This window comes from Micromonospora sp. WMMD1082, assembly GCF_029626175.1.
Taxonomy (GTDB): domain Bacteria; phylum Actinomycetota; class Actinomycetes; order Mycobacteriales; family Micromonosporaceae; genus Micromonospora.
In genome coordinates this window covers 3,201,864-3,223,966 of record NZ_JARUBM010000002.1, presented here as the reverse complement: position 1 = coordinate 3,223,966, position 22,103 = coordinate 3,201,864, and the positions used below count along the sequence as shown (strand labels likewise).

Below are 22,103 nucleotides of genomic sequence, written 5' to 3'. Positions count from 1 at the left end.
AACCGATAACGCTGCGACAACCTGTGACCTGGCCTCCCACATCACCCGTAGGTGATGGTTCCACTACCAACAGGCACCGTAGTGGGAGGTGGACTCGACCATGCCCCGCCGTTGCGCACCGACCGTGGGCTTTCCGCGCGAGAGCGGCACGGAACGCCGTACCCTACTCACGCCGCCCCTCGCCGAAGCCTTCGTCGACGCCGGTTTCACCGTCGTCACCGAGCCAAGTATCGGGTGCGGGGTGTACCTCACCGACGACGACTACCAGCAGGCAGGCGCACGGCTCGCCGCTGCCGAGGAGGTCTGGTCGGCGCCGCTAGTCTTGCGCTACAAGTCCCCGAACCCGGCAGACCTGCGGCGCTTGCGGCCCGGTCAGCACATCGGCGCACTGTTCCACGCCGAGGGCGACGTCGACCTCCTCACCGGTCTACTCGCCGCGAAGGTGACTGCCTGGAGCTACGAGTTCGTCGCCGAGGACGGCGGGTTTCCCCTCGGCCGCCCCGGTGGGGAGATCGCCGGCACCCAAGCGGTCTTCGCCGGTGCGCAGGCACTGCAACATCCCGACGGCCGTGGCACGCTCCTCGCCGGGATCCGCGGCGTGGCCCCGGCGTCCGTACTGGTGATCGGCAACGGCAGCGTCGGCGCAGCGGCGGCCCGTACGGCGGCGGCGCTCGGCACCGAGGTCACGGTCCTGACCAGGACCGAGAAATCCCGCCAGGACTACCTTCCCTCCGCTACGGCTGGAGTGAGGGTCCTGGTCAACACGAGGGCGACGCTGCTTGCCTGCCTCCGCACCGCCGATTTGGTGATCGGCGCGGTCCTCATCTCGACGTACGACACGCCACCGATGATCGACGAGAGTCACCTGGCGGTGATGCGGCCCGGCGCGGTCATCGTGGACGTCACCTGCGGCTACGGGCCGGGCTACCTGCCGACCGCTGGCCCGGTACAGCGGCCTGGCGATCCACCGCACGCGGTGCGCGGCATCCTGCACGTCAAGATCGACACCCTGCCCGCGCTGGTCCCGGTGACCGCCAGCACCGCCTACAGCGCCAACGCCGCCCCGTACCTGCTCCGACTGGCTCAGGTCGTGCTCCAGGGTCGACACGACGATGCCGTCCAGGCCGCCCGGATCGTCTCCGACGGGCAGCTGGTGCACCCGGTGCTGCGTCAGCACGCCCGGTTCTACGGCATCACGCCATGACTGACCAGTACACGATCCGCGCCCGGTGCTACGCGGCCGAACTCGCCGGCCTCACACCGCCGAGGCTGTTGCCAGCGGTCCTGCGTTTCGGGATACGGGTGGCCGAAGTACCCAGCGGCACCGGACACTTCCTGCCCGCCTACCGCGCCGTCGACGCGCGGGTGCTGCTCATCGACGCGAACGCCGCGATGCTCCGCACCGCCGCCGAGGACGCCGCCGTCCTGCCACGCCTGGCCACCGTGCACGCTCGCGTCGAGGACCTCGGCACCGAGGTCGGTCCGGTCGACCTGGTCGTGGTGCCCAACGGCGCACTCAACCAGCTCACCCACGACGGTGACCTCACCCACCTGCTGCACACCCTCGCGCGGCTCCTCGCACCCGGCGGCCGGCTCCTCGCCCAAACCCTGCTGACGCACGCTGACGGCGTCACCGACGTTAGCGGCTTCTACGACCCGCACCGCGACGGCGAATGGTTCATCGACCGGCGCTTTACCGGTCCTGGCGGAGAAGAGATGGTGCGCCGCCGACGGCAACACCGCAGCGGCGACACCGTCACCGTCGATTTCGCCCTGACCAGCGACGGCAACCCGGCGTACGAGCAGACCGTGGCGCTTCGCGTACTCGATCCCGCGACCGTCCGGGCCACTGTCACCCGGGCCGGGCTCACCCTCGACCGCGTCCTGCCCGGTCGCGGACAGTTGAGCGAGGTCCTGGCGAGCCGGCCCTTGGGCGGCCGGTCATGACCCGCACGGTGCACGACGCCGACGACTACTGGCAGCGCTACTACCACGAGCAGTTCACGCCCGGCCTCGGTACCGAACAGATCCTCGCCGCCCTCGGTCGCATACCACCCGTACGTACCTGGCTCGACCTCGGCGCCGGCTCCGAATCGCTGTTCTGGTCCATCCCCCTGACCGCCCGACACCTCATCGCCGTCGACCACGATCCCACCCGCCTGGGCATCCTGTCCCGCTACGCCGCCGCCGAAACACCCCGCTCCGCCTACGAGACCGTCCTGCGGCTATGTGACCGCACCGCCGACGACTTCGTCAGCCGTTGCCGTTCGCTGGCCGCCACCATCACCGCCGACTGCCTCACCCGCCCCCTGCCCATCACCCCCGGCAGCGTGGACCTGGTCACCCAGTTCGGGCTGCTCGGCCTCACCCCTAACCGCGACCAGTTCCTCACCGGCTGGGCACACGTCCACGCCCTCGTTCGCCCCGGCGGCTGGTGCGCCGGCGCGAACTGGATCCCCACCGTGCCCGACGGCACGCGGGTCGCACTCACCGAAAGCCTGTACCGCGACGCGTTCACCAGCACCGGCGTCCACGCGCACCTGCTCACCCGGGTTCCGATCACCGGGGATCCGGACTTCACCGGCCTGTGGCTCTACCTCGGAAGGAGACACTCATGAGCCCCAGCGACGACCTGGTCTTCGCCCCCGTCGGCATCGCCCACCTCACCCACCGAAACGCCGACCTGCTCCGCGCCGCCGCGGCCGGTCGCTCCCGGCTACGCATCACCACCGCAGCCCAACTCAACGGCGTACCGCATCTCGGCACCACCGTCACCATCCTGACCGTGTTCGCCTTCGCCGCCCACGCCGCCGACGCCTTGGGCCTACCCGCCACCGTCATCTTCGACAGCCTCGAAAATGCCCCTGCCGAAACGATCACCCGAGACGGCGACACCTACACCCGCACCGTCGGAGACCTCATCGACGACGGCCGCCTCGACGCCACCGAACGCACCACCGGATTCCTCCGCCTGCTCAACTGGGCCCACCACCGCTCAGGAGTCCCGTACGAGGTGCGCCCCTACACCACCTACCAGGACCTGTACCCTGTCCGCGCCTGCCTGCACCGCATCGCCAGCCGCCTCGACGACTTCGCCCCGATCGTCGCCCCCACCGACGGAATCGTCCGCGTCCGCCCACGCTGCCCCGCCTGCCGGCTGATGCAGAAGTCCGCCAAGGACCTACGCATCACCGCGCTGCCCGACACCGTCCACCTCGACAGCGTCTGCCCCGACCACGGCCGCTACACCGAGATCATCCCCGTCAACGGCGGGGGTGGCTGGTACGACGCCAACACCCCCGTCCGATCCCTCCAGAAGGGCCAGCTCCTCGCCGCCGAGCGCACCACCTACGACGCCTGCTCCGTGTCCGTCGACGGCGCCGACTGGGGCGGCGCCTGGCACGCCCACGTCCTCGCCCCCGGCCTCGCCACCCTCGGTATCCCCGTCCACCACTGGCCCATCAGTGTCTTCACGCCACTGATCACCGACCGCACCGGCGGCAAACTCTCCAAGAGCCTCTACGTCGCCAACGGCACCTACAGCGACCTACCCGAATGGTTCCTCAACCTCAACGTCCTGCTCGACCAGCACGGCGACCAGATACTCGACACACTCTGGAACGAGTCACGCCGATGGGCCACCGAACCCCGCCGCCTGCACCGCTCCTACACCGTCGACTATCTCACCGCACTCCTCGCCGACCAGCTCCACCATCAGCCAGCCGCCCGCGCAGCCTGAGAGGCCCCGGTGATCCACGCCGTCTTCGATCTGACCAACTGCCGCGGTCTCGCCACCGCCACCCCCGAGCAGATCCTGACCGCCATGCGCGAGACCGCCGAGCGACTCGGCTGCACCGTCCGCAGCCAACTCATCGCACCCTTCCAACCCCACGGCGCGACCTGCGTCCTCATCCTCGCCGAGTCACACATCACCGTCTCCACCTGGCCCGAACACCGACACGCCTACATCGACGTCTTCACCTGCCGCGCGGACACCACGCCCGCCGCCGCGGTCCAACCCATACTCAACCTCTTCAACGGCGACATCACCCACGAGCAACACGTGCCCCGCCTACCCGTTCCAACCACCACGTAGGACCCGCCGCAGACTCCGGCCGAGGAGTGCGAGCCCACGCTGCTGCCACCGGGCCGGCTCCGGCGGCCCGACCGCCGCCCGCAGGTGGCAAGTCACGCGCGCGGCCAGCAACAGGCTGGCCGGATTGCCCGCCCTGACGCGCGACACTGATCACCCTCCTCGTCATTGCGGTTGCGTCCGGCGGCGTATTGGATGCTCGGCACGCTGAGCGAGGCCAAGGACGCCGTGCAGGAGACCTGGTTGCGGCTCGCACCACCGACATCGCCGATCCGGACGCGGATCCGGCGGAGGCCGCCGGTGCTGGCCGACTCGGTCGGGCCGGCGCTGCTGGTGGTGCTGGACACCCTCACCCCGGCCGAGCGGCTCGCCTTCGTGCTGCACGACATGTTCGGCGCGCCCTTCGAGGAGATCGGCGCGCTGGTCGACCGGTCGCCGGCCGCCGCCCGGCAGCTCGCCAGCCGGGCCCGCCGCCGGGCCCCGCCCCTAATGGCCCGGACCTGGCACGCCAGCGGGAGGTGTCGGCGCGTTCCAGGCCCGCCGCCCGGGACGGCGACTTCGACCGGCTGATGGCCGTGCCGCACCCCGCCATGGCGCTCCGCTCGGACGGCGGGAGCACGCAGGCCCGGCACTCCACGATGCCCACCGCGGCGCGGGTGGTCGCCGCGCAGGCCACCACGCTCGGCCGGTTCTCCCCGTTCGCCCGGCCAGTGCTGGTCAACGGCGCTGCCGGAATCTTGGTCAGCGCCGCCGGCCGGCCGCTGTCCGTAATGGCGTTCACGGTCACCGACGGGCGGATCGCCGCCATCGAAGTGATCGCCGACACTGAGCGGCTGGCCGCGCTCGACCTCGACCGCTGATCTCGCCGCGGGCAGGGTCGGGGCGCCCAGCCGAAACTCGGCCCACGGCACCGCCCGGACACCATCTGGGCCCGACCCCGCCAGGTGCTGCTGCCGGGCTACACCGAGGAAGCCTCCTCCAGACGCCCTTCGTGAATACACATCGCTGCAACGATCATCAACGTTGGCGGCTCCGGCCGGGACTCGATCATCGCCTCTATTACTGGACCGACTCCGCAGATCGCCAACTCGGGAACCAAATGACCAATCCTGACATCAACGGCCGGCCCTGACGCCGCAGCATTGGGCATTACTCCTATCCCTGTTCGTTGCGCGGGGAACGATTCATATCGATAGAGTTGCTCACGGTCCCTGATCTACCCATGATCCCGGCGGGCGTCCCCAGACGAAAAACTTTCACTGGCTTGACGTGACCCGAGCGCGGACCTGCGCGTTTGAGCAGCTCAACGCCAGGTCGGACCAAAGGTCGGGACGCAAGGTCGGACCATAGGTCGGTATTCCCAGGGCGCGCTCCGCTCTGTGATTGTTGGTAGCGCAGTCGGCTACCAAGCGTCGTGATCGTCTCGCTCCGACTGTCCACAGGATTGCGAAGCAAATGCTGCGGGAAGGTTCCGGCGCAAATTCGAGAGGTAGGCAGGCATGTCGACGCCGATTACTGCTAACCGTCACAGGGCAGACCAACTCGATGTACGTCCCGTGGCCGGCTACATCGGTGCCGAGGTCATGGGATGCGATTTGTCCGGCTCACTGACCGACGGTGTCGTGGCGGGAATCCGGAAGGCGATGTTGACCTACAAGGTGTTGTTCTTCCGCGGACAAACCCTGGACCACGCCCAGCACGTCACGCTCGGGCAACGGTTCGGCGAGCTGACGCGTCGTTCCCGCACCCAGAGCAACGCTGCCTTGAATGCGCATCCGGAAATCTTGACGATCTCGCCTCAGATCGATGAGGAGCGCTACGGCCGGGACTACGAGGCGCACTACCGGACGCGGTGGGCAACGACGATCACGGGCTGGCACTCGGACATGACCCATGCCGTCAATCCTCCGGCCGCCTCGATCCTGCGGGCGGAGGTGGCCCCGTCGGTGGGTGGCGACACCCAGTGGACGAACCTGGTCGCGGCGTATGAAGGGCTGTCGGAGCCATTGCGGACCTTCGTCGATTCCCTGCGGGCCGAGCACAGCTTCTTCGCCGGCTATCGGATGGTCGACCATGACCCGGTCGACCGGGAGATCATCGACATGATCGAGGGCGACCCGATGGTCGCCATCCATCCGGTGGTTCGAGTCCATCCGGAAACCGGCGAGCGGGCGCTGTTCGTCAATCCGTCGCGCACCGGCCGAGTCCTCGGGCTGTCGCCCGCCGAGAGCAGGCACATCCTCGACCTGCTGTTCGCTCAGATAACGAGGCCGGAGTTCACGGTCCGCTTCCGCTGGGAGGAGGGCTCGGTGGCGATGTGGGACAACCGGTCGACGGCTCACATCGCGGCAACGGACCTGAACCCGGGAACCAGGCGAACGCTCCACCGGGTCACGCTCGTCGGTGACCGGCCGATCGGTCCCGACGGCTTCGTCTCCGAACTGGTCAGCGGAACGCCGTTCGGCACCGAGCCCGGGGCCTAGACATCTCCTCACGGCTCCAACGCGGCAACGCTCTCCCGCGTCTGCGCTCCCAGCGGCGCAGTGATCCGCCGTCAGTGACTCGCACAGCCGCACAAGCCCTTTTCTGCGCTCCTCGCCCGTGCCCAGCGACCTACGGCCTGAACGATCATGGAGGAAGACGATGGTAAGCCTACCCACCGGCGTGGCGATCGCGTCCCATGCCGCGGTGGAGCGCTATCCCTTCGAGGACGGGTCACTCACCGACGCCAAAAGCGCCCCGGGGCTGTTCGAGCAATACCCCGCGTACCAGTCCTGTTTGCGTTGGCTCGATGAGTTCGTGGCGGCTCCGCATCCGGACATTAACCGCCCGGGTGACGTGTGCACACGGCTCAGATACGCCTTGGAGCGGAACCTCGTCTGGCTCGTCACGATCCGCACCTACCGATCGGACACCAACGAGGCCGTGGAGAAAGGGCTGCACCTGCCCGCGCTGTTCCACGAGATCTTCACCGAACCGCGGGCTTTCCGCTCGGGCGCGCTGCTGGCCGTGTTCCCCGATGTGCAGCCAGACGCGGCCGCCGGGTTCATCGACGCCGGCCATCGGGCGCTGCGGATGGAGTTCGTGAAGCGAGGTCTCATGCTCGGCGAGTTCCATCCGTCGAGCACGGTCGCCAGCGTCCGCAATTCCCACTTCCAGGTGATGCGCTCGCCGGCACCGCTGTATGCCGTGAGGGCCATGACGCCGCACGACCTGATGTTTCTCGACCGGCCAGATACAGCGCCCTCCGAACGGGTCCAGTACCTGCGGCACTTCTTGAAGCACCTCGAGGGGCAGCTCACTCCGGGTACCCGAGATCGGGTGGCCCGCAGCGTCGCCGCGGCCGATGCTATCGCGACGGGGAGGGTCCCATGCTGATCGACCCAGACGGGCATCTCGGCAGCGGGTGGCGGGCGATCGTGGCATCTCACGCGGATCGTCCCGCGCTGCGGTTCAACGGCCAGACGACGACATACGCCGAGGTCGACGAGGCTTCGCGGGCGGTGGCCGCAGCGCTGACGACGCCGATCCACGAGACAGCCGGGGCGACGCCCCTGGTCGCTGTCGTGCTGGAGGCGTCAGTCGAGTTCGTCTGCACGGTGCTCGGGGTGGTGCGGTCCGGTGCCGCCTATCTGCCGCTCGACGTCGACATGCCTGATGACTACCTGCTCGACGTGCTCCGGCAGGCCAAGCCAGCTGTGGTAGTCACCACGGCCGACCGTGCCGCGCCGCTGCGCGCGTGCGGCGCGCTGGTCGTGACCTACGACGCCCTGGCCTCCACGCCCACCGCTCCACCGGCCGGTGTCACGCCGACCGGCGGGAATCCGGCGTACGTGATCTACACCTCTGGCTCGACGGGACGGCCGAAGGGCGTCGTGGTCAGCCACCGCGCGCTGCTGAACTCCACCGCGGCGCGGACGGTGGCCTACGGGATCCCGGAGCGGGTGCCGCTGGTGCACTCCGTCGCGTTCGACCTGGCGTCCGGGGTGCTGTGGTGGGCGCTGCTGTCGGGCGGCACGCTGGTGGTCAGCGATGCGCGGCTGCGCGATGTCGGCGCCACGCTGGCCCTGGTACACGACGAGCAGATTACGCATCTGGTCTATGCGGCGTCGTTGTATGCCCCGTTCTTGCAGCGGGCCGCCGCCGCGCCGCCGACCGGGCTGGTCGCGGTGATGATCGGCAGTGAACGGTGGAGTGAGGTGCTGATCGATCGGCACGCCCAGCTGCTTCCCGCCACGTCGCTCTACAACGAGTACGGGCCGACCGAGGCGTGCGTGTGGTCGAGCTACGCGCACGTGTACGACGGGCAGACCGGCCGGCGGGCGCCGCTGACGCTCGGTCAGCCGATCATCAACACCGGCTACCTCGTGCTCGACGACGCAGGCAACCCGGTCCGCTCGGGCGATCAGGGCGAGTTGTGCATCACCGGCTCGAACCTCGCCTTGGGCTACCTGCATCAGCCGGAGCTGACTGCGCAGCGGTTCGTCCAGATCGACGGGCAGCGGGCTTACCGCACCGGTGACCTGGTCGAGGTGACCGACAGCGGTGAGTGCGTGTTTCTGGGCCGCGTCGACCGGCAGGTCAAAGTGGGCGGTAACCGCGTCGAGGCCGGGCACGTCGAGACGGTCTTGATGTCCCATTCTGGGGTTGTCCAGGCGTACGTTCGCGCCGCCACGGCCGGGCGCGGAGTCGTCCTCGTGGCCTACCTGGTCGCCGAGCCGGGCGGCGGCGATCGTGAGGGGTGGGACACCGCCGGTCTGGACGCTTACCTGAGTGAGCGGCTGCCCGCCTACATGAAGCCCTCGGCGTATGTGGTCGTGGACGAGTTGCCGCGCACCCCGTCCGGGAAGGTCGATGAGTCGCGCCTGCCGGAGCCGGTCGCGTCGGCTGGTGACTCGGCTGACGAGGTGGCGAGCCCGTTGGAGTCGTCACTGGCCGTCGAGGTCGCCGACATCCTGGGCCGCTCCGCGGTCGGCGTGGTGACGCCGTTGACGCAGGTAGGTGCGAACTCCCTGGCGTTCGTCCAGATCGCGGCCACGATCTCCAGCCGGTACGGCGTCGAGGTGCCGATCAGCGCCATGTTCGCCGACCCCACCGTTCGGGCGATCGCGGCCCACGTTCGGGTCGCGGTCCCCGGGAGCCGGCCGCCGCTGGTCGTCGCGCCGCAATGCCACGGTCCGGCGCCCTTGAGCGCCCAGCAACAGCAGATCTGGGTGCTGCACCAGCTCGCGCCGCTCAGCTTGGCCTACAACGCGCAGTGCTCACTGCGGCTGACCGGCCCGTTGGACGTGCCCGCGCTGGAGGCCGCCCTGTCGACCATCGTGGAGCGGCACGAGATCCTGCGCACAACTTTTCACGACGGCCCGGACGGGCCGGTCCAGGTTGTCCACGAGCCGTGGCCGGTCTGCGTCGATGTCGTCGACCTGACCCATGTCGGTGAGGCGCTGGGCGTCGCGGCTCTGGCCGCAGAGGTGGATCGGCAGACCCGGCGCCGGTTCGATGTCAGCGCGCTGCCGCTGGTGCGCTGGCACCTGTACCGGCTGTCGCCGACGTCGTTCAGCCTGTTGCAGGTCGAGCATCACTTCGTGCACGACGGCTGGTCGGCGGTGCTGTGGCTGCGGGAGATCCGGGAGGTCTACCGCACCGCTGTCGAGGGCAGGCAGCCCGACCTCGCGCCGCTGCCGGTCCAGTATCGAGACTACGCCCGCTGGTACCAGGAGTGGACCACGACGGAGGACTTCGCGCAGCAGGGCCGGTTCTGGCAACGCACGCTCGACGGCTGCCCGGTCGAGGGCGTGACGTTCCAACCGGATCAACCCCGGCCGCAGCGGCGAGCCTTCCGTGGCAGTTGCCTGCGCGCCGAGATACCCGCAGCGACCGTCGCCAGCGTGGACGCCCTCTGCGCGCAGGATCAGGTCAGCCGGTTCGCGGTGTTCTTGGCCGCGTTCGCGTCCCTCGTCTGGCGGCACACCGACGAGGCCGACCTGGTGATCGGGTCGGCGCTGTCCAACCGGCGCCTGCCGAACACGGCACCGATGATGGGCATGTTCGTCAACGCGCTGCCGCTGCGTCTGTCCATCGCCGGAGACCGGACCGTGGTGCAGGTCGTCGCGGACACGATGCAGACGATCTTGCAGGCGCAGGACCACCAGGAGTTCCCGCTGGTCGAAATCGTCCGCCGACTGGGGCTACCGCGTGATGCCTCCCGCAATCCGCTGTTCTCGCTGATGTTCGCATTCCACGACAGCCCTCGACCCCGGTTCGAGGTCGACGACCTGCGCGGTGAACTCGTCATCGAGCACAACGGGTCGGCGAAGAACGATCTCAACGTCGTGTGCGTGCCGCATCCGCCCGAGGCCGGGTCCGGCCTGTCGCACGGCGGGATGCAGGTGTTGTGGGAGTACGACGAGGAGCTGTTCGATCGGGCCACGGCGCAGGCCCTGCTAACGAACTTCGGCCACGTCCTCGACGTGATGATCGAGAGCTGGAACCAGCGGCTTGACGCGCTGGACCTGCTCGGTCCCGATCAGACCGCCACCATTCTGCGCGCCGGGACCGGCGCGCAGGTGGCGGTGGCGCACCCCACGCTGCACGGCGGTGCCGACGCGAGCATCGCTCGGCAACCCGATGTGACGGCTGTGGTGCAGGGCGACCGGGAGGTCACGTACCAGGACCTCGACCAACTCTCTACGCACCTGGAGCAACAGCTCGCCGAACACGGGGTGGGCGCGGGGGCGGTCGTGGCGATCGCCGTACCGAGATCGCCGGAGTTGGTCGCCGCGTGCCTGGCCGTCCTGCGCCGAGGCGCGGTGTACCTGTGCCTTGACGATCAACAGCCGCCCGCCCGCGTGGACCTGCTCGTCGCCGACGCCCAACCCGTCGCGCTGGTCTGCACGGCGGCCACGGCCGCCGGTCTACGGCGGCTCGACGTGCCCCTCATCGTGGCCGACCGGCCGGACGTCGAACACGTCGCGGCACCCGCCCGGCCGCAGGTCGACCCGCAATCGGCGGCGTACCTCGTCTACACCTCCGGCTCGACCGGCACCCCGAAAGCGGTCCTGGCCACCCATGGCAACGCCGCCGCCGCGATCCAGGCCCGCACCGCACTCGTCGGCGCTGCGGCGCCGCGCACCCTGGTCACCCTGCCACCGATCTTCGACGTGGCCACCTCGGTAATCTTCTGGACCCTCGCGCTCGGCGGCACGGTGGTGTTCCCGCCGTCCGAGGACGAGACCCGCGATCCCGACGCGCTACGACACCTGGTCGAGCAGCACGCGGTCACCCACCTCAACATGGTGCCCTCGTTCTACCGGCACCTCGTCGGCGGCCCCGACGGGTGGGGACGGTCGCTGCGTCTCGTCGCGGTCGGTGGCGAGCCCTGCCCGCTGGACCTAGTAGTCGGGCACGCCGCCCATCTGCCACACGCGATCCTGCTCAACGAGTACGGACCCACCGAAACCACCGCGTTCAACTCTGCGACGCGTCTGTATGATCCGCAGACGCAGTCGGCCGTCAGCCGCATCAGCGTCGGGCGCCCGGTCGCGAACGCGAGCATGTTCGTGCTCGACCTGCAGCGCAGGCTCGCGCCCCTCGGCGGCGCCGGCGAGCTGCACATCGGCGGCGCCGGGGTGGCCGCCGGTTACCACCAGCGCCCCGGCCTGACGCTGGACCGGTTCGTGATCGCCCAGGGCGGGCCGCTCGCCGGGACGCGGCTGTACCGCACCGGGGACCGGGCCCGGCTGAACCACCGCGGCGAGTTCGAGATCCTCGGCCGCCTGGACGAACAGGTCAAGCTCCGCGGGTACCGCATCGAACTCGGGGAGGTACGGCGCTGCCTCATCCGACACCCCCAGGTCGACGACGCGTTCGTCCTCCTCCAGCAGCCCAGCGACGGGCCCGGCCGGCTGCTGGCCTACGTCGCTTCCGATCAGCCGGCCGACTACCTGATGACACAGCTGCCGGGCTGGGTGGCCGACCGCCTGCCGAGCTACATGGTTCCCGCCTCGCACACGGTGCTGCCCGAGCTTCCGCGTACCTCGACCGGCAAGATTGATCCGAGCCGGCTTCCCCCGCCCCACGAGCACGCCGAGTCGGCGCCACCAGGGCGGGCCGTCACCGATCGGGAAGCCCGGCTGATCACCCTCGTGCGGGACGTGCTCGGTACCTCGGCGAGCCCCGGCGACGACTTCTTCGCCCTGGGCGGCGACTCACTTCAAGCCATCCGTCTGGCTACCAGGGCACGCGCGCACGGCATGCGCCTGACTGCGGCGCAGGTGCTCCAGGCCCGCACCGTCAACGCCATCGCAGCGCTGATGGTTGGCGCGGCGGCCGGCACGACGGCGGTACGCCGACTGCCGGGCACGGCGATCGGCCTCACCCCGATCCAAGGCTGGTTCTTCGCCCAGCGGTTCGCCAACCCGCACCACTTCAACCAGGCCAGGCTGTACCAGATCGCTCCAGACACCCCGCAGCCGGCGATGCTGGAGGCTCTGGCCTGGACCATCGCACGCCACGACGCCTTCCGGACCCGGTTCCGCCGCGACGGTCGCACTTGGGCAGCGTTCCTGGACGACGATCCCGTCCGCGTCGAACAGCGGGTGCTGTCCGGTCCTGCCGAGCAACTCCTTGCGCAGGAACTCAACGAGCTGCAACGGTCCCTCAACATCGAGCACGGTCCGCTGTTCCGGATCGTGGTGTTCACCATGCCGGGCAGCCCGCAGCGATGGTTGTACCTGGTCGCACATCACCTGATCGTCGACTCCGTGTCCTGGGACATCCTCGGCGAGGACATCGAATCGGCGTGCCGGCGGCTGGCCCTCGGCGAACGACTGCCCGACCAGCCCGCACCGGGTTTGCCCGAGCTGTCCCCGGCGGCGGCGCCCAGCGATACGGAACTCGGCTACTGGCGGGGCCTGCTCGACCAGCCTAAGCCCACCGGCGGGGCCGATCGGCTAGCCGAACCCGTACCGGTAGGGCAGTTGCGGCACGCCAGCCGGAGGTTGACTCCGCACGCGACCCGTCACCTCCTGCACGACGCGCCGCGCCTGTACTCCTCGACCACCGAGTCGATCCTGCTCGCCGCGCTCGCCCAGGCACTCGGGCCGCTATCAGATCGGCCAGGTCTGTACACCTTCGTCGAAAGGCACGGTCGAGATGGTGATCTTCCGGCCGATGGCGTCGTCGGCTGGCTCACGAACCTGTACCCGGTCCTGCTGTCCCCGCCACAGCGCGACGGTCTGCTCGCCTGGGCCGCCGCGTTCGGCCAACAACTGGCGCAGGTACCCGCAGGCGGGGCCACGTTCGGGCGGGCACGCTACCTCGAACCCGACAGTTCCTTGGGCACGCTGGTCAGCAAGCTCGACCTACCGAGAATCACCGTCAACTATCTCGGGCAGGCCGCGAGCGTCAACGGTCGCGGCGTCCTGCGTTCCTCCCCGCTGGATACGGGCCAGGCCATCAGTCCGAGCAACGTCCTGCCGACACCGCTGCATATCACCTTCGCGGTTGATCGGGGCACGCTTCAGGCGCGGTTCAGCTACGACGAGGGCGTGTGGGCCGACACCATCGAATCCGTCGCCGACCGCTTCGTCGCCTCCCTCGAACACACCGCCCGAGCGGTACCGCTGACCGACCGGTGGTACGACGCCAGCGCCCAACCGCACTGGCTGGTACACCCGATCGGGGGCGCCGTCGACTGGTACGCCCCGCTTGCCCGCACGCTGGCGCCGCAGCAGAACTGCTACGGCCTGCCGTACGACCGCGACGACAACGCCCCAGACATCCCCATGCTGGCGGCGGCGTACCTCGACCGGATCCACTCGGTGCAACCAGCCGGCCCATACCGGCTGACCGGATGGTCGTTCGGGGCCGTGATCGCCTACGAGATCGCCCGCCAGCTAGAGCAGGACGGCCAGAGCGTACGGCTGACGCTGTTGGACCCCGTCGTGCCATTCGACCGGGCCGGCGACGCCGCCGCGCTGGTGGCGCAGGTGAGCGGGCTCACCCCTCACCTCAACCCCTCGACGCTGGTGACCGCCGTCGACACGACCAGGAATCTGCCGCCGCTGGCGCGGGCTCAGGTGCTGGCCGAACAGCTCGGTCTGACCGGTCCGGAGCCGGAGCACACGCTCGCTCAACAGCGGTTGGACATCATCGTGCGCAACCACGCCGCGCTGACCGCCTGGCGGCCGGAGGGATCAGTGCACAACCTCCTGCTGATCCTGTCCGCGCAGACCGCTGCCCGCCAGATGGAGGCCCTCGCCGGTTGGCAGGACCTGGCCCGGATGTGCGTCAACGTCGAAGTCGTGCCCGGTGACCACCAGACGATGCTCACCGGCCCCGGGCTCAAGAAGATCGAGGAGCACCTGCGCGCGCCGTTGCGGGATCCGCACGGCGAGGGGCGGTAGGCGTGTGCGGCATCGCGGGCGTCCTTCGGTTCGTCTCCGGCGGCAGCAGCGTGCCCGGCGGAGACGAGATTCGGGCGGTCACCGCCGCCCTAGCCCACCGCGGCCCGGACGGCGGGAATGTCTGGCACCGTCCCGAGATCACGCTCGGACACCGGCGGCTGAGCATCCTCGACCTGACCGAGCACGGCACGCAGCCGATGACCCGAGACCACCTGACGCTCGTCTACAACGGGGAGCTGTACAACTTCGCCGACCTGCGCAGCCACCTACAACGTCAGTACCGCTTCCAGTCCGGCACCGACACCGAAGTCGTCCTACGCGCGTGGCAGCAGTGGGGGCCTGCCGCCCTCGACCGGTTCGACGGCATGTTCGCCTTCGCGCTCTGGGACGACCGCGCCCGGCAACTGCACCTCGTGCGGGACCGGCTCGGCGTGAAGCCGCTGTACTACCACCGCGGCAACGGGTTCCTCGTCTTCGCCTCCGAGGTCGAAGCTCTCCTGCGCTGCCCACAGGTACCGCGCCGGCCGAACCTGGACGCCTTCTACTCGCACCTGCTGTGCTCGTCCACGCTCCAAGTCGACCGGCGGCTCACCCTGGTCGACCAGGTCCACGCCCTACCGCCCGCCACCCACCTCACCCTCGATCACCAGGGATCCGAAACCGCCCACGCGTACTGGCAGCTCCCCACCCCGTCCGCCGGACGACGTCTGGCCGAGGCCCCAGCGGCGTTCACTGAACTGGGCCGCCTGTTCCAGCGCAGTGTGACTAGCATGCTCGTGGCGGACGTCCCGATCGCCGTCTTCCTCAGCGGCGGGCTGGACTCCAGCGCCATCACCGCCACCGCCACCGCCGCAGCCACCGGCCCGCTCACCGCCATCACCCTCACCCACCTCATCGGAGGGTGCCGGCGGGATCGCGACACCGGCGACGCCGATTTGCGCTTCAGCAAGCTGCTCGCCGCGCACACCGGCCGAATCACCCACCGCATCGGCGCCCGCCCGAGCACGGTCACACTCGACGACGTCGACACGGTCTGCGACCTCGCGGCGATCGGCGACGACGTCCGGCACGTCAGCATCGCGCACAACTACCGGATGGTCCGAAACCTCGGACTCAAGGTCGTACTCAACGGACAAGGTGCGGACGAAACCATGGCCGGCTACGTCGCCCTGCCCGCCTTCGTCAACCACGTCCTCGACATAGGCCAGCCGTCTGCCACCACCATCAACTCCCTGCCCGGTTCCCGGCAGACCACCGGGCTCACCCCCGAGGTCCTCGCCCACCGCGCCCCGATGCACGAGCGCGTCCTCGACTTCCACGCCGGCCTACCCGGCGCCCCGCTGGAACGCGCGCATCGGCTGCTCGTGCACACCCAACTCAACCGGGTCGTGCAGTTCGAGGACCGCCTCAGCATGCGCTCCGGAGTGGAAAGCCGCCTGCCGTACCTCGACCACCACCTCGTCGAGTGGTGCTTCACGCTGCCGTTCGAGCACCACGTCAACCGCCGCACCCGGCAAGGCAAAGCAGTCCTGCGCGCCGCACTCGCCGCAACGCTCCCCGCCGCGCTGCTGGCACGGCCGAAGCAGGTCTTCCCCCACCCCGAACCGGCCATGCTGCATCGGAGTCTCGCCGCGCTCGTCCGCCTCCACGCCGCCGACCTGCGGGCCGACCCGCTCGTCAACCACCTGTTCACCCTGCCGCCCGGCGACAGGCTGTCCGTCCTCCCGACCAAGACGCTGTGGCTGCTACTAACCACCTGGAGATGGCACCACAAACTCCAGCGGCTCCACCCCGGCCCCGCCAGCCCACAGCCGACGACGAGCTACCGAACACGGCCTCGCCAACCACCACACATCAGCCCGACGCATACCCGCGGCCAAGAGCCCGACGAAAGGACACCACGGTGACGAAACAGACCCTCCCCGACCGGATCACCGTCCGCCAGATCGCCGGCCATATCGGCGCCGAGATCCACGGCATCGACCTCTCCCGGCCGCTGACCGACGACGTCATCTCGACCATCCGTGCGGCACTGCTCACCCACAAGGTGATCTTCCTCCGCGACCAGCAACTGACCCACGCCGAACACATCGCCTTCGCCCGCCGGTTCGGCGAACTCACCCGCCGCCCCGGCAACAAGCACGGCGCTCACCCCGACGGCTTCCCACAGATCCTCACCATCGACCCCGACGCCGAGGACGCACGGTACGGACGCGACTTCGAAGAGCGGTACCGCCAGAAGTGGACCACCTACACCGCAGGCTGGCACACCGACCTCACCCCCGCGGTGAACCCGCCAGCCATCTCGATCCTGCGCGCCGAAACGGTCCCACCCTTCGGAGGCGACACCCAGTGGACCAACCTCGTCGCCGCCTACAACGGCCTCTCCGAGCCGCTACGCACCCTCATCGACGGACTCCGCGCCGAACACACCTTCTTCGCCGGCTGCCAGATCCACCCCGCCGACCCCGAGGACATCGCGATCAGAAAGATGAACCGCGACGACCCCCAAGTCTCACTCCACCCCGTGGTCCGGGTACACCCCGAAACCGGCGAGCGAGCACTGTTCGTCCACCCCGCCTCCGTCAGCCGGATCCCCGGGCTCAGCCCGGCCGAGAGCAGCAAGCTGCTCGACCTGCTCTTCGCCCAGATCATCCGCCCCGAGTACACCGTCCGATTCAGCTGGCAGCCCGGCAGCATCGCCATCTGGGACAACCGCGCAACCGCCCACCTCGCCGCCACCGACCTGTCCCACCTCGACGCACGACGCACGATGTACCGGGTGACGGTCCTCGGCGACCGCCCCAGCGGCCCCGATGGCTTCACCTCCGAGATCATCGCCGGCGAACCCCTCGCCGCGCTTCAGGAGTAGTCCGGCAGCGTTCACCTGTCTGATCCTCCACCCAACGGCAGGGAGCACCGCCAGCCAGCGGGTGCGGCAACAGCCCCAACGAACCGGGAGGGACGGGCCGGCGGTGCCAGTTCGACTATGTCATTAGCAGAGGCTTCGCCCCGTCCGTCCTGGCACGACAGGCGGTGACATCAACACCCTCGGACAATCAGCGGTCCACCGGCGTCCGACTGATAACCTTCCGCAACCGCCAACACACATAGCTCGCGGAGCAAGGAGAACGCGTGAAAATCCTCGACGAAACCTCCCGGACGCTCAACGAATACTTGCTCATTCCGAACCTCACGACCGAGGACTGCACACCCGGGAATGTCGACCTCAGCGCACCGCTCGTACGGCACCGCCTCGGCGAACAATCGCCAATCCGGATCGCCGTGCCCCTCGTCAGCGCCATCATGGGAGCGGTCTCCTCACCCCGCATGACGATCTCGCTTGCCCAGTGCGGAGGACTCGGCTTCATCCACCACAACCAACCCACGGCCGGCCAGGCGGAGATGGTCAGCAAGGTCAAAAAACACAAAGCCGGGTTCCGACACAGCGACATCAACACCACGCCCACCGCGACACTCGGCGACGTCACCGAACTCCTACGGGCAGCAGAGCGCGACATCGCCGTTGTCACCCACGACGGCACCCCCCACGGGACCTTCCTCGGCCTCATCTCCACCCGCGACTTCCACCCCAAGCGCCACAACCTCAACGACTTCGTCGAATCGCGCATGCAGCCCACCAAATCCCTCGTCGTCGCAGACCCCTCGATCTCACTGTCCGAAGCAAACTCCATGATCTGGGACAACCGCCTCGACGTACTTCCTGTAGTCGCCGACAACGGGAGTCTGGAGTCCATCGTCCTACGCCGGGACTACGAACTCCACAAAACCTTCCAGAATGAAACCATCGACAGCGGCAAGCGGTTCAGGGTCGGAGCAGGAATCAACACCCGCGACTACAAAGAGCGCGTGCCGGCCCTCATACAAGCCGGGGCTGACGTCCTGTGCATCGACTCCTCCGACGGATACTCCGTCTGGCAACGCAACACGCTCCACTACGTCAAAGGCGAGTTCGGAGACCGAACCCCGATCGGAGCCGGCAACGTCGTCGACGGTCGAGCCTTCCGCTACCTCGCCGACGCAGGCGCCGACTTCATCAAAGTCGGCATCGGCGGTGGCTCCATCTGCATCACCCGAGACCAGAAAGGAATCGGCAGAGGCCAGGCATCAGCCCTGATAGACGTCGTAGCCGAACGCGACGCATACGCCCAAGAAACCGGCGTCTACATCCCGATCTGTTGCGATGGCGGCCTGCTGAGCGACTACCACATGGCAATCGCGTTTGCGCTGGGCACAGACTTCATCATGCTCGGCCGCTACTTCGCCCGATTCGCGGAAAGCCCCACCAACCTCGTTCGAGTCAAAGGCCAACTCTTCAAGGAGTACTGGGGCGAAGGCTCCCAGCGTGCCCGCAACTGGTCCCGCTACGACCAGGGCGGCGAGCAGCACCTCGTCTTCGAGGAAGGCGTCGACGGATACGTTCCCTACGCGGGCAGCATGTACGACAACGTCGCGATGACTATCACCAAGCTCAAGGCAACGATGATCAGCTGCGGCTCAACGACCCTCCGCGACTTCCATGAGAGTGCAGTGCTGGTTCCCGTATCACATCAAAGCTACCTTCAAAATATGTCTGAGATTCATCTACGCGACCGCCCAAGCGACCCGGGCCAGTAGCCACAGGAGATGGCGAGACCGCCGCAGGCCGAAAAGGGACCCGCACCAAGGCGGCGGCGTACCGTTCTCTGCACCTCCGACACAAAATCGGGAACCGAGATGGCCATTCACAGGGCCAGGGACAAAGTGATGACCACCAAACCAACGCTCAGCGTCATCTATCGAACCGACGATTTCGACCCGGCCTACCTTGCCAGAGCTACAGAGCACTTCTTTGCCGCTTCTTCGGAGGCGGCAAAGAGAGCCGGATTTGAATTCCGCGCCATCCCGGTCAACGAGCTATCACCGAGCTGCGTGGGTCAACCGCAGCTCTGGCATCGAGGCAAGGATCTACTTCGAACAAGGCAGTTCTTTCAGGTCGACGACTTTAGCTGGGACCCGCAGACCGCCCACCACCTTAAGGCGGTTTGCCGCACTGTGCGGGAAAGTGACTCGATTCTCCTGAACCACTCATTCGTAGAAGCGGAACACCTGACAACAGACAAGCTCGCCATCGCCCAGCGTGCTACACGACTCGGGCTGTCCGCACCACTTACCGTAGCCGTTCCTTTTGGTCGCTACGCCCGCACAGCAATCCCGCTCATTGAGGAGAAAATCGGGCCGGGACCATATATCGTTAAGCCACGGGAGATGGGCATGGGGTTCGGAGTAATAAAAGTCAACACCATCGAGCAGTTGTCCACAACCCTCGACGTAACGACCCAGACCGGCATGGGCTACATTGTGCAAGAATTCATCCCCAACTTCGGCGACCTAAGGGCCTACGTCATCAACAAACAGGTCGTTGCGACACAGCATCGCCGGCCACCCCAAGGACGTTACCTCTCCAACATCAGTCAGGGCGGAGACAGCACACTCGGAGCGCCAGACACAGGCATCAACGCAGCAACGGTTCGCATCGCCGAAAGCCTCAACGCATCGTGCCTACAAGTAGACTGGCTCCTAAGCGATAGCGGTCCGATCGTCAACGAGTGGAGCAGCGGCTTCGGGGGCTACTCAGCCCTACCTGAACCAGAACGCACTCAGGTGAGCAATGCCTACTTCGGCTGGGCTAGAACACTGCTCCGAGGCGGGAGGTGAGTTCCGTAACGTGGGAACTCGCCAGGGCGACCAGGTGAGCGCCTTTCACCCGCCGCAAGGGTACGTGCGGCTTCGCCACCATCGGGAACTGCTGCGCCCGGGCGAGACTCCCCGGGCGTCGCGCTTCGCTTACTCGCAACACTCCACGGCGGCCGTCGAAGCCGCCTGGAGGCATCCACCTGTCGATCGGCACCGCCACCTATGGGATGCCCTGCCATCACCGACAGCTTCTCCTCCAAGCCTGACCCGCCGGCTCGGAGACACCCCTCCGCGCCTTAGACACGACGGCGCCCCACCCTCAGGTGCCACCCGACTCGCGCCCCGCACCTCCTGATCAACTGCTCAACTCTTCGTGACCGCCCCGGACAAGGACCCATGCATACTGCCAACAACCCCACTGCCGCCGACCTGGCGGAACCTTGCAACGGCCTCAGCCAGCCGGAATTCAGAGAGGAACACCTTGTCACTACAACAAGGACGTGTCGCCGCCGGCGATCTGGTCCATCCACCCTGGTGCGACCTCACCGAGCGCACTGCCACCAGGTCCGGCGACGTGACGCCGCCAATACACCGGAGCCAGCGCTTCGACTGCAACCCACAGCCAGGGTCGTACCTGACTGAGTTCTACCTGCAGCTCGTCCGGTTCGCTAATGATCCCTCGGATACCGACTTCGTGTGCATCGAACTGAGCGGCCCAGACGAAGTCCGGTCGCATTACGTACATCTACGACAGGCAGGTGTGCTGCACGAAGTGCTGCCGTCGCTCCTCGGAGAGGCGAGGTGCGGACTAGTCGCCGGCGATGAAGTTCATCCATCCTGGTGCCACCTGGCTGAGTGCACCGTCATGGGATACAACGGATTCCACCCGGAACTGCCACCGACAGCGCACTGTGGCCACCGGCACGACTGCAACCCGCGGCCAGGCCGGTACCCGACTGAGGCGTTCCTCCAGCTCATCCAGTACGTCGGCCCTCCACAGACCACCTTCATTCGGCTGGAGCTGGGCGGCGTCGACGAGCGGCGAGCGCACGACGCCCACCCAAGTCAAGCCAAGGCGATCTGCGACGCCCTCACTGCCATCGTCACCCGGGCAGATGCGTTGATGCCGCCGGCATCACGGCTGTAACCCGGGCTCGGATGATCCGGCCAACGACGACTTGCGCGGCCACCGGGTCGACCAGGCGGGCGAGCGAGTCCCGAACCGTCTCCTCTTATTCAGTGGTGGTCACGCCCGAAGGCAGCAGGGCTTCGTTGAGCACAATCGTGGTCAGGCCGGCTAGATGCTCGGGCGTCGCGGCGGCGATGCCGTACGGTCCGCTGTCCCGGGCGGGGGTGGGCTCGGGCCGTTGATCCTTCGCGGTTGACAGTCGGGCGGGTGCGATCAGGCCAGGCGGGTCGGCTCGGCGCCCGGGCGTCGGCGTCGCGGGTGGTGCCGGTGGGAGCGCGTGAGCGGCCCTGGCGGTGGATGCGAATCGGATTCAGTCGGGCGCTGCCCTGACGAAGACACCGCGACCCTGGTGGCCCTGGATCAGGCCGAGGGCGTGTAGTCGGCTGAGCGCGTGCCGCACGGTGGCAGGGGCGCACTGGTACTGCTGAGCGAGTTGGCTGGTGGAGGGTAGGCGATCACCCGGCTTCAGCTCGCCGGAGTCGATCCGGGACGTGAATTCGCGGACGATCCGCTGGTAGACAGGTTCGGCGGGCGGTGCAGGGGTCGGGCGCTGCGGCATCGGTTGATTGCTCTCCCTTACGGCGTAGGCACCCGTTATCCGACCATGCTTGACCTGCGAAGACAAGTTGGCATAGCACCCTCGGTTGACTTTGCTAGCTATGCGAATTAAGTTCGCTCGGCGAGGCGTGCGATCCCCCGGCGTAGGCAGCGGCGCGGG

General features: G+C 68.1%; 16 protein-coding genes. 15 read left to right on the top strand and 1 reads right to left on the bottom strand.

All coding sequences use genetic code 11. From position 1 onward, the window contains the following. The first annotated feature begins 88 nt into the window (after positions 1-88). The 15 genes from O7615_RS14845 (at position 89) to O7615_RS14775 (ending at position 21,343) form a co-directional block, all read left to right on the top strand. Complete coding sequence (locus tag O7615_RS14845) at positions 89-1,204, top strand: NAD(P)-dependent oxidoreductase (protein WP_278178160.1); 1,116 nt, start codon at positions 89-91, stop codon at positions 1,202-1,204. Further along, entirely contained in the window at positions 1,201-1,947 is a 747-nt protein-coding gene (locus O7615_RS14840; protein ID WP_278178159.1) for a class I SAM-dependent methyltransferase, read from the top strand. Before O7615_RS14845 ends, O7615_RS14840 begins: the two co-directional genes overlap by 4 nt. After that, entirely contained in the window at positions 1,944-2,618 is a 675-nt protein-coding gene (locus O7615_RS14835) for a class I SAM-dependent methyltransferase (RefSeq protein WP_278178158.1), read from the top strand. The genes O7615_RS14840 and O7615_RS14835 overlap by 4 nt, the downstream gene beginning before the upstream one ends. Then, positions 2,615-3,739, top strand: coding sequence for a hypothetical protein (locus tag O7615_RS14830; RefSeq protein ID WP_278178157.1), 1,125 nt, complete (start codon positions 2,615-2,617; stop codon positions 3,737-3,739). The genes O7615_RS14835 and O7615_RS14830 overlap by 4 nt, the downstream gene beginning before the upstream one ends. A 9-nt stretch (positions 3,740-3,748) precedes the next feature. Then, complete coding sequence (gene speD, locus O7615_RS14825; protein WP_278178156.1) at positions 3,749-4,096, top strand: adenosylmethionine decarboxylase; 348 nt, start codon at positions 3,749-3,751, stop codon at positions 4,094-4,096. 165 nt (positions 4,097-4,261) lie between these two features. Continuing rightward, on the top strand, positions 4,262-4,663 hold the full coding sequence (locus tag O7615_RS14820; protein WP_278178154.1) for a sigma factor-like helix-turn-helix DNA-binding protein: 402 nt from the start codon (positions 4,262-4,264) through the stop codon (positions 4,661-4,663). Beyond that, positions 4,663-4,953, top strand: coding sequence for a hypothetical protein (locus O7615_RS14815; protein ID WP_278178153.1), 291 nt, complete (start codon positions 4,663-4,665; stop codon positions 4,951-4,953). The genes O7615_RS14820 and O7615_RS14815 overlap by 1 nt, the downstream gene beginning before the upstream one ends. Positions 4,954-5,649: 696 nt before the next feature. Continuing rightward, positions 5,650-6,576: a TauD/TfdA family dioxygenase gene (locus O7615_RS14810; protein WP_278178152.1), complete on the top strand. Its 927-nt coding sequence runs from the start codon at positions 5,650-5,652 to the stop codon at positions 6,574-6,576. 160 nt (positions 6,577-6,736) lie between these two features. Beyond that, on the top strand, positions 6,737-7,471 hold the full coding sequence (locus tag O7615_RS14805; protein WP_278178151.1) for a DUF6875 domain-containing protein: 735 nt from the start codon (positions 6,737-6,739) through the stop codon (positions 7,469-7,471). Continuing rightward, entirely contained in the window at positions 7,465-14,499 is a 7,035-nt protein-coding gene (locus O7615_RS14800; RefSeq protein WP_278178150.1) for a non-ribosomal peptide synthetase, read from the top strand. The genes O7615_RS14805 and O7615_RS14800 overlap by 7 nt, the downstream gene beginning before the upstream one ends. Positions 14,500-14,501: 2 nt before the next feature. Next, the gene (asnB, locus tag O7615_RS14795) at positions 14,502-16,406 is read left to right on the top strand and encodes an asparagine synthase (glutamine-hydrolyzing) (RefSeq protein WP_278178149.1); all 1,905 of its coding nucleotides are present in this window, start codon (positions 14,502-14,504) and stop codon (positions 16,404-16,406) included. Next, a complete protein-coding gene (locus O7615_RS14790; RefSeq protein ID WP_278178148.1) occupies positions 16,403-17,371 on the top strand; it encodes a TauD/TfdA family dioxygenase in 969 nt (322 codons plus the stop codon). Before asnB ends, O7615_RS14790 begins: the two co-directional genes overlap by 4 nt. A gap of 263 nt (positions 17,372-17,634) precedes the next feature. Then, positions 17,635-19,137, top strand: a complete 1,503-nt coding sequence (locus O7615_RS14785; RefSeq protein WP_278178146.1) for an IMP dehydrogenase — start codon at positions 17,635-17,637, stop codon at positions 19,135-19,137. A gap of 129 nt (positions 19,138-19,266) precedes the next feature. After that, on the top strand, positions 19,267-20,217 hold the full coding sequence (locus O7615_RS14780) for a hypothetical protein (protein WP_278178145.1): 951 nt from the start codon (positions 19,267-19,269) through the stop codon (positions 20,215-20,217). Between the two features lie 844 nt (positions 20,218-21,061). After that, a complete protein-coding gene (locus O7615_RS14775; RefSeq protein ID WP_278178144.1) occupies positions 21,062-21,343 on the top strand; it encodes a hypothetical protein in 282 nt (93 codons plus the stop codon). Positions 21,344-21,695: 352 nt separating this feature from the next. Here O7615_RS14775 and O7615_RS14770 read toward each other — a convergent pair whose 3' ends face one another. After that, positions 21,696-21,944, bottom strand: coding sequence for a winged helix-turn-helix domain-containing protein (locus O7615_RS14770; protein ID WP_278178143.1), 249 nt, complete (start codon positions 21,942-21,944; stop codon positions 21,696-21,698). Positions 21,945-22,103: the final 159 nt, after the last annotated feature.

Coding starts and splice junctions, on each gene's coding strand:
- O7615_RS14800 (WP_278178150.1), top strand. CDS start 7,465: ATGCTGATCGACCCAGACGGGCATCTCGGCAGCGGGTGGCGGGCGATC.
- O7615_RS14830 (WP_278178157.1), top strand. CDS start 2,615: ATGAGCCCCAGCGACGACCTGGTCTTCGCCCCCGTCGGCATCGCCCAC.
- O7615_RS14805 (WP_278178151.1), top strand. CDS start 6,737: ATGGTAAGCCTACCCACCGGCGTGGCGATCGCGTCCCATGCCGCGGTG.
- O7615_RS14840 (WP_278178159.1), top strand. CDS start 1,201: ATGACTGACCAGTACACGATCCGCGCCCGGTGCTACGCGGCCGAACTC.
- O7615_RS14775 (WP_278178144.1), top strand. CDS start 21,062: ATGGGATACAACGGATTCCACCCGGAACTGCCACCGACAGCGCACTGT.
- O7615_RS14780 (WP_278178145.1), top strand. CDS start 19,267: ATGACCACCAAACCAACGCTCAGCGTCATCTATCGAACCGACGATTTC.
- O7615_RS14815 (WP_278178153.1), top strand. CDS start 4,663: ATGGCCGTGCCGCACCCCGCCATGGCGCTCCGCTCGGACGGCGGGAGC.
- O7615_RS14835 (WP_278178158.1), top strand. CDS start 1,944: ATGACCCGCACGGTGCACGACGCCGACGACTACTGGCAGCGCTACTAC.
- O7615_RS14770 (WP_278178143.1), bottom strand. CDS start 21,944: ATGCCGCAGCGCCCGACCCCTGCACCGCCCGCCGAACCTGTCTACCAG.